The sequence below is a fragment of the Streptomyces sp. NPDC001890 genome, from assembly GCF_042891445.1.
Taxonomy (GTDB): domain Bacteria; phylum Actinomycetota; class Actinomycetes; order Streptomycetales; family Streptomycetaceae; genus Streptomyces.
Map to the genome: position 1 here is coordinate 1 of NZ_JBIATE010000057.1, position 16,016 is coordinate 16,016.

Sequence of the window (16,016 nt, forward strand, 5' to 3'; positions counted from 1 at the left end):
GTTGTTGGCGGTGGTGGCGCCGTGGGTGAGGACGATGAGGTGGGTGGTGTCGGGGTGGTCCTCGTCGAGCCAGGTCTGGAGGCGGGTGAGGGTGTCGGTGACTCGGGTGTGGACGTCGGTGATCTGGTCGACGCCGGTGTCGGGGCCGGGTCCCGGGATTTCCAGGATCTCGAACTCCCCGGCCGGTGCGGTGGCTGCAACTGCCGGGGCCGGGACCCATTCGAGCTGGAAGAGCGAGTCGGTGTGGGTGCGGGGGGTTGCTCCGTCGATTTGTTCGGCTGTGACGGGGCGGAGGGTGAGGGCGTCGATGTGTCCGACGGGGGTTCCGGTGCCGTCGGCGAGGTCGAGCGCCACCGAGCCGCTCCGGCCTTCCGAGATCCGGACGCGCAGTACGGGCGAGCCGATCGCGGACAGGCTCACACCGGTCCAGGCGAACGGCAGCCCCGGGCCGTCAAGACCGGTCAGGCCGCCGCTCGCCCCGACGGCGTGGAGGGTGGCGTCGAGCAGCGCCGGATGCAGACCGAATCGGCCCGCCTCGTCCCAGAGGTCCTGGTCGAGTGCGACTTCGGCGTAGATCTCGTCGCCGCGTCGCCATGCTGCTCGTAGGCCTTGGAAGACGGGGCCGTAGGTGAAGCCGGCGGTGGCCAGGTTTTCGTACAGGCCGTCGGTGTCGACGGGGGTCGCGTCGTGTGGGGGCCATGGGGTGAGGGGGGTGCCGGGGGTGGCGGGTTCGGGGGAGAGGGAGCCTGTGGCGTGGAGGGTCCAGGTGTTTGTCTCGGTGCTGGAGTGGATGGTGACCGGGCGGTGGTTGTCGGTTTCGGCGGCGCCGACGACGACCTGGAGGGCGATTGTGCCGTTTTCCGGGAAGACCAGCGGGGCCTGGATGGTCAGCTCGTCCAGTACGTCGCAGCCGATGCGCTCGCCTGCGTGGAGTGCGAGTTCGACGAATGCGGTGCCGGGCAGCAGGACGGAGCCGAAGACCGTGTGGTCGGCGAGCCACGGGTGCGAATCCAGCGACAACCGGCTCGTCAGGACGAGTCCGTCGCCGTCAGCGAGGAGCACCTCGGCACCCAGCAGCGGGTGCTCCGCAGCACTCATGCCGAACCCCGTCGGGTCCTCGGCCCTGGTGCCCGAGAGGAGCCAGTAGTGCTGGTGGTCGAAGGCGTAGGTGGGCAGGTCGGTGCGCTGGGCGCTGGTGTTGGCGTAGTAGGTCGTCCAGTCGACGGCCTTGCCTCGGACGTGGAGTTCGGCGAGGGCGGTGGTGAGCGCGTCGGGTTCGGCGCGGTTCTTCCGCAGCGCCGGTACGAAGTCGGCCTGGTCGTCGGTGACGCAGGACTGGCCCATCGCGGAGAGGACGCCTCCGGGGCCGAGTTCCAGGTAGGCGGTGACGCCCTGGGTCTCCAACTGACGCATTCCGTCGAGGAAGCGGACCGCCTGGCGGACATGGTCCACCCAGTAATCGGCGCTCAGCAGCTCCTCGCCGGCGAGTTCGCCCGTGAGGTTGGAGACGATCGGGAGCTTCGGGGCGTGGAACGTCAGGCCCTCCGCGACTGTCTTGAACTCGGCGAGCATGGGTTCCATGCGCGGCGAGTGGAAGGCGTGACTGACGCGGAGCCGCTTCGTCTTCCCGAAACCGGACGCGATCGCGAGTACGGCGTCCTCGTCGCCGGAGATGACGACGGAGTCCGGGCCGTTCAACGCGGCGATCGAGACACCGTCAGTGAGGAGCGGCAGGACATCCGCCTCGGTCGCCTGGACGGCCACCATTGCCCCGCCGGTCGGGAGTGCCTGCATGAGGCGGCCCCGGGCGGCGACGAGGGCGGCCGCGTCCTCCAACGACCACACACCCGCCACGTGGGCGGCGGCCAGCTCACCGATCGAGTGGCCGAGCAGGTAGTCCGGGGTCACCCCCCAGTGCTCCAGCAGCCGGAACAGCGCCACCTCGATCGCGAACAGGCCAGCCTGGGTGTAGACGGTCTGGTCGATCAACTCCGACCCACCGAAGACGATGTCCCTGACCGGCTGGTCGAGATGCCGGTCCAGCTCCGCGCACACCGCGTCGAACGCGTCCGTGAACACCGGGTATGCCTCGTACAGCTCACGGCCCATCCCGGCCCGCTGCGAACCCTGACCCGAGAACAGGAACGCCGAACGGCCACCCTGCACAGCACCACGGACGACACCTGCCGCCGTACCGCCGGAGGCCAGGACCGTGAGCCCCCGCAGGAGCCCCTCGCGGTCATCGGCCACCACGGCGGCCCGGTGCTCGAAGCGTGCACGTGTTGCTGCCAGGGACCAGGCCACATCGAGCGGGGACGTGTCGGTGTCCTCGCCGATCCGGGCGAGTAGGCGCTCCGCCTGGCTGGCCAGCGCCCCCTCCGACTTGGCCGACAGGACCCACGGCACCGCCGGCAGCGCGGCAGCGAGGTTCTCGGATCGCTCGGGCTCGGCCTGCGGCTGCTCGATGATCACATGCGCGTTGGTGCCGCTCACGCCGAAGGAAGAGACAGCGGCCCGGCGTGGACGATTGCCCTGCTGCGGCCACTCGCGGGCCTCGGTGAGCAGCTCGATCGCACCTGACTCCCAGTCCACCTTCGTGGACGGGCGGCCGACATTCAGTGTCTGCGGCATGACGCCGTGGCGCATGGCCATGATCATCTTGATGATGCCCGCGACACCGGCGGCGGCCTGGGTGTGGCCGAGGTTCGACTTCAGCGAGCCGAGCCAGAGCGGGCGGTCCTCGGGCCGGTCCTGGCCGTAGGTGGCCAGCAGGGCCTGGGCCTCGATGGGGTCGCCCAGTGTCGTGCCGGTGCCGTGGGCCTCGACGACGTCGACCTGGTCGGCGGAGACCTTGGCGTTGGCGAGGGCCTGGCGGATGACGCGCTGTTGCGACGGGCCGTTCGGGGCGGTCAGGCCGTTTGACGCACCGTCCTGGTTCACTGCTATGCCCCGCACGACCGCCAGGACCTGGTGGCCCTTGCGGCGGGCGTCGGAGAGCCGCTCGACGAGGAGCATGCCGACGCCCTCGGACCAGCCGGTGCCGTCCGCGTCGTCTGAGAAGGACTTGCAGCGGCCGTCGGCGGCGAGACCGCCCTGGCGCTGGAAGTCGAGGAACGCGGTGGGCGTGGCCATCACGGTCACACCGCCGGCCAGCGCCATCTCGCACTCGCCCGAGCGCAGTGCCTGGGCCGCGAGGTGCAGGGCGACCAGCGACGACGAGCAGGCCGTGTCGACGGTGACCGCCGGGCCCTCCAGGCCCAGGGTGTAGGCGATGCGGCCGGTCACGACGCTGCCGGTGTTTCCGATGCCGAGGAACGCCTCCACGCCCTCGGGCACGGAGTTCGGCGACATCGCGTAGTCGTGGTACATCAGGCCGGCGAAGACGCCGGTGCGGCTGCCGCGTACGGACGCCGGGTCGATCCCGGCCTGTTCCATGGCCTCCCAGGAGGTCTCCAGCAGCAGTCGCTGCTGCGGGTCCATCGCGAGGGCCTCGCGCGGCGAGATCCCGAAGAACGCCGGGTCGAAGAGGCCCGCGTCGTGCAGGAAACCGCCCTCCAGGGCGAGTTCCTGCTGGTCGCCGTCCGTATCGAGGAGCCGTTCCAGGTCCCAGCCGCGGTCGGTGGGGAAGGCGGAGATGCCGTCGGTGCCGGTGGCGACGAGGTTCCAGAGGTCTTCGGGGGAGGTGATGTTGCCGGGGTAGCGGCAGGCCATGCCGACGATGGCGATGGGTTCGTCGTTGCCGACGGTGGTGGTTGTGGGGGTGGTGGTCGTGTTCGTGGTGGTGGTTTCGCCGGAGAGTTCGTCGGTGAGGTGGTCGGCGAGTTGTCCGGCGGAGGGGTAGTCGAAGACGAGGGTGGCCGGGAGGCGCAGGCCGGTGGCGGTGTTGAGGCGGTTGCGGAGTTCGACGGCGGTGAGGGAGTCGAAGCCCAGCTCGGTGAAGGCGCGTTCGGCCGGGACCGCGTCGCCGGAGGCGTGGCCGAGGACGGCCGCGACCTCGCCTCGTACGGTGTCCAGGATCAGCTGGGTGCGTTCGTCGGTGCCGAGGGTCAGCAGGCGTTGCACGAGCGCGGAGGACTGAGCGTTCCCGGCCCGCGCCGCACGACGATGCGTCGTACGGATCAGACCACGCAGCAGGGATGGGACGACAGGGGCCTTGCGGAAGGCCGCCAGATTCAGGCGGACCGGGGCGAGGACCGCCTCGTCCACACGGAACGACGCATCGAAGAGCTCCAGGCCCTGCGAGTGCGTGAACGGCGCGATGCCGCTGCGGCTCATCTTCTCGATGTCGGCCGCGTCGAGCCGGAGCATGCCGCTGTCGGCCCAGGGGCCCCAGGCGAGGGAGGTGGCGGGCAGGCCCTGGGCGTGGCGGTGCTGGGCGAGTGCGTCGAGGAAGGCGTTCGCGGCGGCGTAGTTGGCCTGGCCCGCGGAGCCCAGGACACCGGCGGCCGAGGAGAACAGCACGAAGAACGACAGATCGAGACCGGCCGTGAGCTCGTGGAGATACCAGGCCGCATCCGCCTTGGGACGCAGAACACTGATGACCCGCTCCGGGGTCAACGACTCCAGCACACCGTCGTCCACGACACCCGCGGCATGCACCACACCCGCCAGACCGCCCTCCCGGACGATCCCGGCAACCACACCCTCCAGCGCATCCCGGTCCGTGACATCACACTCCACCCACCGGACCGACGCCCCCAGCTCCTCCAGCTCCCCCACCAGCCCGGTCCCCGCACGCCGCGACACCAGCACCAGATCCCGCACACCCCGCACCGACACCAGATGACGCGCCACCAACCCACCCAGCGCACCACCCGCACCCGTGACCAGAACCGCACCCCCAACACCCGCACCCGCGGCGTCCGGGCCCGCAACGTCCGAGCCGACGGCAGGCACCACAACCCGCCCCAACCGGGGCACCAGCACCTCACCCCCACGAACCGCCACCTGCGGCTCACCCAGACCAACCAGACCAGCAACCCCCTCAAACCCCGCGGGATCACCCTCCACATCAACAAGAACAATCCGCTCCGGATGCTCCGACTGCGCCGAACGCACCAGCCCCCACACCGCAGCCGCACCAAGATCCGAAACCTCACCCACCGCACCACACGTCACCACCACCAGACGGGCGGACGCGTCCCGGTCGGCGGTAAGCCACTCCCGCACCTGCGCCAGTACGTCGACGACGGTCGCGTGCACGCCCGATACGACATCGGCGTCCGCCTCGGCGGACGGCACGACCAGGACATCGAACTCCGCCGTGTCCTGCGAGGCCGGATCGGAGCCGGTCGGTACCGGGGTCCACTCCAGCCGGAAGAGGGAGTCGGAACTGTCGCTCTGCGCGGCGCCGTCCAGCTGCTGCGCGGTGACCGCGCGCAGGACCAGGGAGCCGATCCGGCCCACCGGTGAACCGGTTCCATCGGCCAGATCGAGCGAGACCGCGCCGTCGGTGGCGGTGATCCGGGCCCGCAGGACGGGGGATCCCACCGCGAACAGGCTCACACCGGTCCAGGCGAACGGCAGCCCCGGGCCCTCAAGACCGGCCAGGCCGCCGCCCACGCCGATGGCGTGCAGGGCGGAGTCGAGCAGCGCCGGGTGCAGACCGAACCGGCCCGCCTGCTCGACGGCATCATCGGGCAGGGCGACCTCGGCGAACAGCTCTCCACCGCGCCGCCACACGGCTCGCAGGCCCTGGAAGACAGGGCCGTAGCCGTAGCCGATCTCGGTCATGGAGTCGTACATGCCGTCGACCGGAACCGCCTCGGCGTCACGCGGCGGCCACTCGGCCAGCTCCGCGCCCGGGACGAGGCTCTCGGCAGAGACGACACCAGAGGCGTGCAGCGTCCACGCCTCGTCCTCGGCACCTGCGGGGGCCGAATGGACGGTGACCGGGCGTCGGCCATCCGCGTCCGCCGTGCCCACGACGACCTGAAGCATCATGGCGCCGCGCTCGGGCAGGACCAGCGGAGCCTGCAGGGTGAGCTCTTCCAGGGCTCCGCAGCCGATGCGCTCGCCTGCGTGGAGTGCGAGTTCGACGAATGCGGTGCCGGGCAGCAGGACGGAGCCGAAGATCGCGTGGTCGGCGAGCCACGGGTGCGAGTCCAGCGACAGCCGGCTCGTCAGGACGAGTCCGTCGCCGTCAGCGAGGAGCACCTCGGCACCCAGCAGCGGGTGCTCGGCATTGTGCAGACCGAATCCGGTGACATCACCGTTCAGCCCCGGCACGACCTCTGGCCAGTAGTGCTGGTGCTGGAAGGCGTAGGTGGGCAGGTCGGTGCGCCGGGCGCCGGTGTTGGCGTAGTACGCCGACCAGTCGACAGAGGCGCCTCGGACGTGGAGCTCGGCGATGGCGGTGGTCAGCGCGTCGGTCTCGGTGCGGTTCTTCCGCAGGGCCGGTACGAAAGCGGCGTCGTCGTTGGTGACGCAGGACTGGCCCATCGCGGACAGGACACCACCGGGGCCGAGCTCCAGGTACGTGGTGACGCCCTGAGCCTCCAACTGGCGTACGCCGTCGAGGAATCGGACGGCCTGGCGGACGTGGTCCACCCAGTAATCGGCCGACAGCAGCTCCTCACCGGCCAGTTCGCCGGTCAGGTTGGAGACGATCGGGAGCTTCGGGGCGTGGAAGGTCAGGTTCTCCGCGACCGCCCTGAACTCGGCGAGCATGGGCTCCATGCGCGGTGAGTGGAACGCGTGACTGACCCGCAGCCGCTTCGTCTTCCCGAAACCGGACGCAATACTCAGCACCGCGTCTTCGTCGCCGGAGATGACGACGGAGTCCGGGCCGTTCAGGGCTGCGATCGAGACGCCGTCGACCAGCAGCGGCAGGATCTCTGCCTCCGTGGTCTGGATGGCGACCATGGCTCCGCCGGCCGGCAGGGCCTGCATGAGGCGGCCCCGGGCGGCAACGAGGGCCGCCGCGTCCTCCAGGGACCAGACGCCCGCGACATGGGCGGCGGCCAGCTCACCGATCGAGTGGCCGAACAGGTAGTCCGGGGTGACACCCCAGTGCCCCAACAGCCTGAACAGCGCCACCTCAACAGCGAACAGCCCCGCCTGCGTGTAGACGGTCTGGTCGATCAGCTCCGACCCGCCGAAGACGATGTCCTTTACCGGCTCGTCCAAGTGCCGGTCCAGCTCCGCGCACACCGCGTCGAACGCGTCCGCGAACACCGGGAACGCCTCATACAGCTCACGCCCCATCCCGGCCCGCTGCGAACCCTGACCCGAGAACAGGAACACCGAACGGCCACCGCGCACAGCACCACGCACCACACCCGGCACCGACCGGCCCTCGGACACCGCCCGCAGCAGTGCCTCACGGTCCTCGCCGACCACCACCGCACGGTGCTCGAACGCCGTACGCGTCACGGCCAGCGAGTAACCCACATCCAGCACCGGAGCAGCGCCGCCCACCAGGCCGAGCAACCGCTCCGCCTGACCCGCCAACGCCTCCTCCGACCTCGCCGACAGCACCCACGGCACCACCGGCAACACCGACTCGACGCGCGGCGCCTCAACAGGCCGTTCCTGCGCCTGCTCCAGAATCACGTGCGCGTTCGTCCCGCTGATCCCGAACGACGACACACCCGCCCGGCGCGGGCGCTTGCCCACCTCCGGCCACTCCCGCGCCTCCGCCAGCAGCTCCACCGCACCCGCCGACCAGTCCACCTTCGACGAAGGCGCATCGACGTGCAGGGTCTGCGGCAGTACGCCATGGCGCATGGCCATGACCATCTTGATCACGCCACCGACGCCGGAAGCGGCAGCCGCGTGGCCGATGTTCGACTTGATCGAGCCGAGCCAGAGCGGCTGGTCCTCCGGGCGGTCCTGGCCGTAGGTGGCCAGCAGGGCCTGGGCCTCGATCGGGTCGCCCAGCTTGGTGCCGGTGCCGTGGGCCTCCACGGTGTCCACATCGGCGGTGTTCAGGCCGGAGTTGGCCAGGGCCTGGCGGATGACGCGCTGCTGCGACGGGCCGTTCGGGGCGGTCAGGCCGTTCGACGCACCGTCCTGGTTGACGGCGGAACCGCGGATGACCGCGAGCACCTGGTGGCCGTTGCGGCGCGCCTCGGAGAGCCGCTCGACGAGGAGTACGCCGACGCCCTCGGACCAGCCGGTGCCGTCCGCGTCGTCCGAGAAGGACTTGCAGCGGCCGTCGGTGGCCAGGCCGCGCTGGCGGCTGAACTCCACGAATCCCGTGGGGGTCGCCATCAGGGCGACACCTCCGGCCACGGCCATCGTGCACTCGCCCGAGCGCAGCGACTGGGCCGCGAGGTGCAGGGCGACCAGCGACGACGAGCAGGCGGTGTCCACCGTCACCGCCGGGCCCTCCAGGCCCAGGATGTAGGAGACGCGGCCGGAGAGCACGCTGGTGGCCATGCCGGTGAGCAGGTGGCCCTCGGTGCCGGTGCCTTCGGCGGTGCGGCCGAGGTCGGCGCCGTAACCGGAGGCGGAGGCGCCGGCGAAGACGCCTATGCGGTGGCCCCGTACGGATCCGGCGTCGATGCCGGCCCGCTCGAAGACCTCCCAGGACGCTTCGAGCATCAGTCGCTGCTGGGGGTCCATCGCGAGGGCCTCGCGCGGCGAGATCCCGAAGAAGTCCGCGTCGAAGCCGGGGGCGTCGTGCAGGAATCCGCCGTCGCGCACGTACGAGGTGCCGTGCGCCTCGGGGTCCGGGTCGTAGAGCGTGTCGAGGTCCCAGCCCCGGTTCGTGGGGAAGGAGCTGATGCCGTCGCCGCCGGAGGCGACGAGCCGCCACAGGTCCTCCGGGCCGGCCACGCCGCCCGGGAAGCGGCAGGCCATGCCGACGATCGCGATCGGCTCGTCGTCGTCGCCCGCTCCCGCCACGGCTGCCGCGTCCCCGCCGGGAACCGTGCCGGTCACGAAGAGTTCGGACTCGATGAAGCGGGCCAGCGCGGTCGGGTTGGGGTGGTCGAACACCAGGGTGCTGGGCAGTCGTACGCCGGTCTCCTGGACCAGCCGGTTGCGCAGGTCGACCGCGGTGAGGGAGTCGAAGCCCAGGTCACGGAAGGCGCGGTCGGGACGGATCTCGTCGACGGTGCCGTGGCCGAGCACCGCGGCCGCCTCGGTCCGTACGAGTTCCATGAGCAGCGCCGTACGGTCGGCCGGGGACAACCCCGCCAGCCGGTCGTGCATCCGGGACCGGCTGTCGTGCGCCTCGCCGCCGGACGCGGTGTCCACGGATTCCGCGTCGGCCAGGGCGATGGCCTCCGGAAGATCACTGAGCAGCGGTCGCGGCCGGGCCGCGGTGAACGCGGGCAGGAAACGGTCCCAGTCGACATCGGCGACGGCCACATGGGTGTCGTCGTGGTCGAGGGCGTGCTTGAGCGCACCGATGGCGTGCTCGGGGGACATGGTGCGGATGCCGCGCCGGGCCAGCCGCTCGCCCTCGCGGCCGTCGGCGAGCCCGCCGCCGCCCCATGCGCCCCAGGAGACCGAGGTCGCGGCGGCACCGCGTTCGCGGCGCCGCTGGGCGAGCGCGTCGAGATAGGTGTTGCCGGTGGCGTACGCGCCCTGGCCTCGGCTGCCCCAGACGCTGGAGATGGAGGAGAACAGGACGAACGCGTCGATCTCGTCGTCCTGGTCGCGGAGCAGCTCGTCCAGGTAGGCGGCACCGGCCGCCTTGGCCCGAATCTCGTCCCCGAACGTGCCGAGGTCGATGTCGGTCAGCGGGGTGTCGCTGGCGATGCCAGCCGTGTGGAACAGCGAGCGCAGTGTCGGGCCGCCGTCCGTCCGTACGGACTCCAGCAGCGCGGCCAGGGCCTCCCGGTCGGAGACGTCGCAGGCGACAACGGTCGCCGGGGCGCCCAACGCGCCCAGTTCAGCGACCAGTTCGGCCGCGCCGGGGGCCTCGGGGCCGCTCCGGCTGGTCAGGACGATCCGCTCGGCGCCGTTCGCGGCGAGCCAGCGGGCGGTGTGTGCGCCCAGGGCGCCGGTACCGCCGGTGATCAGGGCCGTGCCGCGCGGGACGAACGCGGGGCGCCCTGCGGGGGTGGTGCTGCGGGGGTCGTGGGCGAGACGGCGTACGAACAGGCCGGAGGAACGCAGCGCGATCTGGTCCTCGGTGCCGTCGGCGAGGGCCGCGCACAGCCGGTCGGCGGCGCGCTCGTCGAGCTCGGCGGGCAGGTCGATCAGACCGCCCCAGCGCTCGCCGTGTTCCAGCCCGATGACCCGGCCGAGGCCCCACAGGGGTGCCTGCGCGGGCTGGTGGAGGGACTCGGAGCGGCCGATGGTGACCGCGCCGTGGGTGGCGATCCACAGCGGGGCGTCGAGACCGGCGTCACCGAGCGCCTGGGCGAGGAGCACGGTCGCACGGGTACCGGCGGGGACGGCGCCGATCGCGAACGCGTCGTCGGAGCCGTCAGAGTTGTTGGGGCCGTCCGAGGCGAGCGCCAGCAGCGAGAGCACGCCGGCCGGGCCGCCCTCCACCCGCCCGGCCAGGAGGTCCGCGAGCGATGCGCGGTCCAGGCCCTGGGGGTCGACGTCGATCACGGTGACCGAGTCGCCCCGGTTTTGGAGCGCCTCCGTCACCCGGTCGACGAGTGTTCCGTACGCGGTCCGGGTGGGCGTCAGGACCAGCCAGTCGCCCACCGGGGAAGCGGGGCCGGCCGTGGTGGCCGGCTTCCAGTCGATGCGGTGGCGCAGCCCGTCGACGATGTCGAGATCGCGGTTGCGGCGACGCCAGGCGGCCAGCGCGGGAAGCGCGGCGGCCAGCGGGTTGATGTCCACGGGACGCATGGCGTCGGCGAGGGCGGTGAGGTCCTCGCGTTCCACCGCTTCCCAGAAACGGGCCTCGTTGCGGAAGGTGGCCAGCACTTCGGCCGCGTCCTGCGCGGCGGTCGGGGTCGGCCAGAAGCGCTGCCGCTGGAAGGCGTACGTCGGCAGGTCCACCCGGCGGCTGCCCGTTCCGGCGTAGAAGGACGCCCAGTCCACGGCCGTGCCCCGGACGTGCAGCGCGGCGAGCGCGGCGGTGATCGCGTGGGGCTCGGGCCGGTCCTTGCGCAGGGCGGCCACGAAGGAGACGGAGTCTCCAGCACCTCCTGTGCCTTCTGCCGTCTCCGTGTCGGCGACACTGGCCTGACCCATGGCGGTCAGGACGCCGCCCGGTCCGAGTTCGAGGAACGTGGTGACGCCCTGGTCGGCCAGCGTGCGCACGCCGTCGGCGAAGCGGACGGCCTCGCGGACGTGGCGCACCCAGTAACCGGGGTCGCGGACCTCCTGCGAACGCAGCATGCGACCGGTCACGTTGGAGACGACCGACAGCCGGGGCGGGTGGAACGTCAGGTTCTCCGCGACCCGGCGGAACTCGTCGAGCATGGGCTCCATGAGCGGGGAGTGGAAGGCATGGCTGACCTGCAGCCGCCGCGTCTTGCGGCCCTGCTCGCCGAGGGCGGCGGCGATCTCGGCCACGGCTTCCTCGGCACCCGAGATCACCACGGCGCGCGGCCCGTTGACCGCGGCCACCGACACGTCCGCACGACCGTCGAGAAGCCCGGCCACCTCTTCCTCGGTGGCCTGCACGGACACCATCGCGCCGCCCGCGGCCAGCGCCTGCATGAGCCGGCCGCGGGCGGCGACCAGCGCACCCGCGTCCTCAAGTGTGAGCACACCCGCCACATGGGCGGCCGTGATCTCGCCGACCGAGTGCCCGAGCAGGTGATCCGGGGTGACTCCCCAGGAGCTGACCAGACGGAACAGGGCCACCTCGACGGCGAACAGACCCGCCTGCGTGTACACGGTGGCGTCGAGCAGTGCCGCCTCGGCGCTGCCCGGCTCCGAGAAGACGACCTCGCGCACGGACAGGTCGACATGGCCCGCCAGGTGCCGGTCCAGCTCGGCACAGACCGCGTCGAAGGCCTCGGCGTACACCGGGTACGCCTCGTACAGCTCACGGCCCATGCCGGGCCGCTGCGAACCCTGCCCGGAGAACATCAGGCCGAGCCGGCCCGGCACCGCCAGGCCGCGCACCGCGCCCGGCGCGTTCTCGCCCCGGGCCAGCGCCCGCAGGCCCTCCAGCAGGGTGTCCCGGTCCTCGCCCAGAACGACGGCCCGGTGCTCCAGCGCCGAGCGTCCGGTGGCCAGCGAGAAGCCCAGGTCGCCCAGGTCGCCCAGATCGAGGACGCGCTGCCCGGCACCCTCGGTACCGTCCGCCGTGAGATGCGTCAGCAGCCGGTCCGCCTGGGCCACGAGGCCCTGCGCGGAGGCGCCGGACACGAGCCACGGGTGCACGGCGACCGACCCACCCGACCCACCCGATTCAGTCGAATCGGAAGCCGAATCGGAAGCCGAATCGGAAGCCGGGTCGGAAGCCGGGTCGGAAGCCGGGGCCGGAGCCTGCTCGACGATGATGTGCGCGTTGGTGCCGCTCACACCGAAGGACGACACGGCGGCCCGGCGCGGGCGGCCGGTCTCCGGCCAGTCGCGCGCCTCGGTGAGCAGCTCCACCTCGCCCGCCGCCCAGTCGACGTGCGGGGTCGGCTCGTCGACGTGCAGGGTGCGCGGCAGCACACCGTGACGCATCGCCATGACCATCTTGATCACACCGGCCACACCCGAAGCGGCCTGCGCGTGACCCATGTTGGACTTCATCGAGCCGAGCCACAACGGCTGTCCCGCCGCGCGCTCCTGCCCGTACGTGTCCACCAGGGCCTGCGCCTCGATCGGGTCGCCCAGCACGGTGCCCGTGCCGTGCGCCTCGACCGCGTCGACCTCCGCCGACGCCAGGTCCGCGTTGGCCAGGGCCTGGCGGATGACCCGCTGCTGGGCCGTACCGTTCGGGGCGGTCAGCCCGTTGGAGGCGCCGTCCTGGTTGACCCCTGTACCGCGTACGACGGCCAGGACCTGGTGCCCGTTGCGCACCGCGTCGGAAAGCCGCTCGACGAGCAGCACGCCGACGCCCTCGGCCCACCCGGTGCCGTCGGCGGCCGCGGCGAAGGACTTGCAGCGCCCGTCGACGGCGAGCCCGCCCTGCTTGCTGAACTCGGCGTACGCCTCGGGCACCGCCATCACGGCGACACCACCGGCGAGCGCGAGCTCGCACTCGCCGGACCGCAGCGCCTGGACAGCCATGTGGAGTGCGACCAGCGACGACGAGCAGGCCGTGTCGACCGTCACCGCCGGGCCCTCAAGACCGAGGGTGTAGGCGATGCGGCCGGAGACCACACTGCCCGCCGTACCGGTCAGGAAGTAGCCCTCGACGTTCTCGGACGCGTTCTGCAGCTTGTTCTCGTACCCGGACACCGCCGCACCGGCGAACACACCGGTACGGGTGCCGCGCAGCGCCGACGGAGCCACCCCGGCCCGCTCGACCGCCTCCCAGGCGGCCTCCAGCAGGAGCCGCTGCTGCGGGTCCATGGCCAGCGCCTCACGCGGCGAGATCCCGAAGAATCCGGCGTCGAACTCGGCGGCATCGGGGACGAATCCGCCCTCGTACGCACCCGAGCCCGCCGGACTCGTCGCGTACAGGGCGTCGATGTCCCACCCCCGGTCGGCCGGGAAGGGGCCCACCGCGTCGCGGCCCTCGTCCACCAGCCGCCACAGGTCCTCGGGGCTCGCGACACCGCCGGGGTACCGGCAGCTCATACCGATGATCGCAATGGGCTCCCGGGCCGCCTCGGTGATCCGGGCGTTCTCCTTCCGCAGCCGCTCGGTCTCCTTGACCGACGCCCGCAGAGCCTTGAGAACCTTGTCCGCCGAAGTAGCCATCATGCACTCCACATTTCGCACGTCATCATGAGCCGTTGTCTCCCAGAGCCAGCTGGATCAGGCTTTCGGCGTCCATGTCGTCAATCGAGCTGTCGTCAATCGAGTCGTCCGCTGCCACGGCCGGGGCCGGAGCTGCTGCCGCGGCGGGCGCCGGAACAGGCACCGGCTCCGCGGCGCCGGTCGCCACCGGCAGGTCGAACTTGGTCCGCAGGAAAGCGGCGAGCACCACAGGGGTCGGGTGGTCGAAGACCAGCGCGGCGGGCAGCCGCAGCCCCGTGGCCCGGGTGATCCGGTTCCTCAGGTCCACCGCGGTCAGCGAGTCGAAGCCGAGGGTCCGGAAGGGCTTGTCGGGCCGTACGTCGGAGGGCCCGGCCAGACCGAGCACCGCCGCCGCGTGATCCCGTACCAGTTCGAGCAGCGTGTACTCCTGCTCGGGACCGGGCAGCTCGGCGAGTTCGGCACGCAGCACGGCCGCCGCGTCCTGCCCGGCGTCCCGACCGTCCGCCGCCTCCGCGGCGTCGTCCGCCCGCACCGCACCGCGCACCTCCGGCAGGTCACCGATCAGCGCACTCGGGCGCAGTCCGGTGAACGCCGGGGCGAAGTCCCGCCAGTCGATGTCGGCGACGACGACCGCTGTCTCCCCGTGCTCGACGGCCTGCCGCATCGCGGACACCGCGAGTTCCGGTGCCATCGCCGACAGGCCGAGGCCGCTGAGCGCGCCCCCGACGCCTGCGCCGCCGGCCAGCCCGTCGCCCTCCCACCAGCCCCAGGACACGGATGTCGCGGACCGGCCCAGGGACCGGCGCCGGTGGGCCAGCGCGTCGAGGGACGCGTTCGCCGCCGCGTACGCGGAGTGCCGGGCATTACCCCACACTCCGGAGATCGATGAGAAGAGGACGAACGCGTCCACGGAGTCACCCAGCGCCTCGTCGAGGTGCAGGGCGCCGTTGACCTTGCCGGACAGGACGGTCGCGTAGGCGGCCGCATCCGTGTCCTGCACGGCCGCCGTGTCGTCCACGCCGGCCGTGTGGAAGACGCTGCCCACCGGGCGGCCCTCCGACCGCAGCCGCTCGACGAGCGCGTCGACCTGGTCCCGGTCGGCCACGTCACAGGCCACGACCGACGCGGAGGCACCGGCCAGGGCCAGCTCCTCCACCAGCTCGGCCGCTCCCGGACTGTCCGGACCGCGGCGGCTCGTCAACACGATGTGCTCGGCGCCCTCGGCGGCCAGCCAACGGGCGACATGCCCGCCGACGGAACCTGTGCCGCCGGTGACCAGCACCGAACCACGGGGCTCGAAGCGGCGTACGGCCTCGCCGAGCGAAGCCCGGCCGATCCGGCGAGCGAAGACGCCCTCGCCGCGCACCGCGACCTGGTCCTCGGCGCCGTAAGCGCCGGACAGCACGGCGCACACCCGTTCCGCCACCGATGCGTCGCCCCCTTCCGCCGCCGTGTCGGGCAGGTCGATGAGACCGCCCCAACTTCCCGGCGCCTCAAGGGCGATGGCCTGGCCCATGCCCCACAGCTGTGCCTGCACCGGACTGCTTGCCGGGTCGCTGTAACCGGTCTGTCCAATCTGGACGCCGCCACTGGTGAGGCACCACAGCGGTGCTCGCACGCCGGTGTCGTCGAGAGCCTGTACGAGGGCGAGCGTGCGGGCGGTCGCGGCCGGAAGCTCCGAACCCAGAGCCGGATCGGCACTCTCGTCCAGGGCCAGCAGCGACAGCGCGCCGCTGTACGCGGGCGTGTCCCCGTCACCGAGGGCCGTCAGCGCCTTGGCGATTCCCGCCCGGTCGCTCTGGTGCTCGGTGATCATCAACGGCACCACCCGGGCGCCACGTTCGGCCAGCTGCCGGGAGCATTCGGCCACCAGCGCACCGTCGGCCAGCGCCTCGGGCAGGACCAGCAGCCACGTGCCGGAGAGAGCAGCGGGCACACCCGAGGACACCGACGGCTTCCAGGTGATCCGGTACCGCCACGAGTCCAGGGTGGTGAGCGCGGTGGCGGTCCGCCGCCACCCGGCCAGCGCCGGCAGTACGGCACTGAGCGGCCCGGCATCGACACCGCCGCCCAGCTGCCGGACGAGCGCCTCGGCGTCGCCGTCCGCCACGGCCTTCCAGAACTCCGCTTCCGCGGTGGACTGTTCGGCGGTCACGGAGGTGGTGACGGCGGGGGTCTCGGGCTCGTCCTTGAGCCAGTAGTGGGTGCGTTGGAAGGCGTAGGTGGGGAGGGGGGTGCGGGTGGCGTTGGTGTCGGTGAAGAGGGTTGTCCAGTTGATGGTGGTGCCG

At 72.0% G+C, this 16,016-nt stretch carries 2 protein-coding genes; both read right to left on the reverse strand.

Annotation, left to right across the window (positions count from 1 at the left end):
- Positions 1–13,728, reverse strand: a 13,728-nt coding sequence (locus ACFYY1_RS42120; protein ID WP_388595317.1) for a type I polyketide synthase, incomplete at its 3' end; no start/stop codon positions are given.
- 25 nt (positions 13,729–13,753) lie between these two features.
- Positions 13,754–16,016: SDR family NAD(P)-dependent oxidoreductase (locus ACFYY1_RS42125; RefSeq protein ID WP_388595319.1), on the reverse strand; the 2,263-nt coding region annotated here is incomplete at its 5' end.